The sequence below is a fragment of the Collinsella sp. AF25-2LB genome (assembly GCF_003458415.1).
Lineage (GTDB): Bacteria > Actinomycetota > Coriobacteriia > Coriobacteriales > Coriobacteriaceae > Collinsella.
Genome location: NZ_QRUF01000030.1, coordinates 1 through 2,195 on the forward strand (window position 1 = coordinate 1; position 2,195 = coordinate 2,195).

General features: G+C 73.1%; 2 protein-coding genes and 1 pseudogene. All 3 read left to right on the plus strand.

Annotated features, from left to right (window positions below):
- Positions 1–395, plus strand: a pseudogene (locus tag DWY51_RS09535) (lantibiotic ABC transporter permease); the annotation flags it as partial.
- A 159-nt stretch (positions 396–554) separates the two neighbouring features.
- Positions 555–1,217: a response regulator transcription factor gene (locus DWY51_RS09355; RefSeq protein WP_117770652.1), complete on the plus strand. Its 663-nt coding sequence runs from the start codon at positions 555–557 to the stop codon at positions 1,215–1,217.
- 26 nt (positions 1,218–1,243) lie between these two features.
- Positions 1,244–2,195: histidine kinase dimerization/phospho-acceptor domain-containing protein (locus tag DWY51_RS09360; RefSeq protein ID WP_147333376.1), on the plus strand; the 952-nt coding region annotated here is incomplete at its 3' end.

Genomic DNA, 2,195 nt, shown 5'->3' on the forward strand with positions numbered 1-2,195 from the left:
GGCCCGCTCCGCTTGCGGCCGCCTGGGCGGGCATCGTGCTGGGCAGCCTGCCCCCCTACGCGCTGGGGCTCGGCGTGGCCCTGCGCCTCGGCCGCAACGCCGCCATCGGCACCGGCGCGGCGGGGATGCTCCTCGCGTTCTTCTCAGTGGGCGGACTTGCGCACGGCCTCATGACCGGCGAGCTCACCGGTGCCCTGGCGACGCCCCTGAGCTGGGTGCCGCTCGCCTGGCCCGCGCGCCTGGGGTCGCTCGGGGTGGAGGCCTTCATCGACGCAGCACGCGCGGCGGGCCCTCTCCTCACGACTGCGCTCGCTGGCCTCGTGCTCACCCTGTTAGCCGACGCCGTCCTTCTCGCCTGGTTCTGCCGCTTCGAGGACGGGAGGGCGGATGCGTAGGAGGCCGCTCGCCGCCATGCTCGTCCTCCTCTCCGCAGCGCCCGTCCTGGGCGGGAATGACTTGCTCGACGCCGGCTGGGGGTCGGCGCTGCGCGCAGGGCTCTGGACCGCTGAGCGCGGCGCTAGTACAATTTCGACGGAAGTTTCAGGAGGTCGAACATGGCGAGGATACTGGCAGTGGATGATGAACGGGCGATCCTCGACGCGCTCGCGCGCGTCCTCGGCCGCGACGGCCATGAGGTCGTCAGGGCGGCGGACCCGACGGCGGTCCCGGGGATGGACCTCTCGCGCTTCGACCTCGTGCTCTGCGACGTCATGATGCCGGGGCTCGACGGTTTCGAGCTCGTGCGGCAGATCCGCCCGGACTTCGACGGGCCCATCGTCTTCCTGACCGCGCGCGTGGCCGAGGAGGACGCCGTGGCCGCCTACGGCCTGGGCGCCGACGACTACGTCCGCAAGCCCTTCGGGGCCGCGGAGCTGCGCGCCAAGGTCGCGGCCCATCTGCGCCGTGAGCGCCGGCCGCGCTCGCACGCCCTCTCCTTCGGGGAGGTGCGGATTGACCTCGGCGCGCGCGGCCTCGCGGTGGGCGGCGAGGCCGTGCCGCTCACGCCTACCGAGTACGCCATCTGCGAGTACCTCGCCCGCCACCCCGGGCAGGTCATGAGCCGCGCGCAGATACGCGAGGCGGTGCTCGGCTGGGAGAGCGACGCCGACGACGCGGCCATATCCATGCAGGTCAGCCGCGCCCGGAGGAAACTCTCCGAGGCCGGCGCCGATCCGATCGCGACCGTCTGGGGGATGGGGTACAAGTGGCAGCTCTGAGGACCGGGGCGCGAGGTCGCGGGGGCATGCCGCTCTCCTTCGTCATCGCGCGCTACTTCGCCTACGCGTTCGCGGCGGTCGCCACGGCGTGGCTCGCCTCGTTCATGGCGCTCTCCGCGGCGATCAACGCGGGCTTCGTCTACGAGGCAAGCTGGGGGCCGGCCAATGCGCGCGAGGTCGCGGAGGGCCTGGCACGCGACGGCGTCTGCGGGCAGCAGGACGTGCCGACGGCGTACCGCTACCTCATCCTGAACAAGGACGGACACGTGCTGATGACAGACCTCGAGGGCACGCGGCTCGAGGACGCGACGGAAATGGCCCGTGCGGCACTCGCCGCGGATCCGGGCACAGTGGAGATCGAGGGCGGGGGCTCGGGCCTCACCTACGCCGCGTTCCCGCTCAAGGGCGGCGGGGCCTGCGCACTCGTCAGCGAGTACCTGCCGCAGTGGGTCTCGCGCGACCTCGCCGGCCTGCTTCCCAACCCGCAGAACCTCATGCTCGTCGGCGCCGCTGCGGGAAGCGCGCTCGCGCTCGCGCTCGTGGCGCGCCGCGCGAGCCGCGTGATCTCGCGCAAGATGGCGCCGCTCGCGGAGGCGGCGGGGCGCGTCGGCGCGGGGGAGCTCGACTTCGCGGTCGGCAGCACCAACGTGCGCGAGGTGAACGACGTCCTCGCCGCGATGGACGCCATGCGGACCTCCCTCGCCGAGTCGCTCGAGGCCCGCTGGGCCGCGGAGCGGGGGCAGCGCGAGCAGGTGGCGTCGCTCGCCCACGACCTCAAGACGCCGCTCACCGTGCTGCGCGCCAACGCCGACTTCGTGGCAGAGGAGCTGGAAAACGAGAAAGACGCCGACCTCGCGGCCGCCGCGCGCGACATAGCCGGCAGTGTCGAAAGGCTCGACGGCTACGTGCGCCTGCTCATCGAGGCCTCGCGCGGGTCCGGCGGGGCGGAGAGGGCCCCCATGCGGCCGGCCGAGCTCT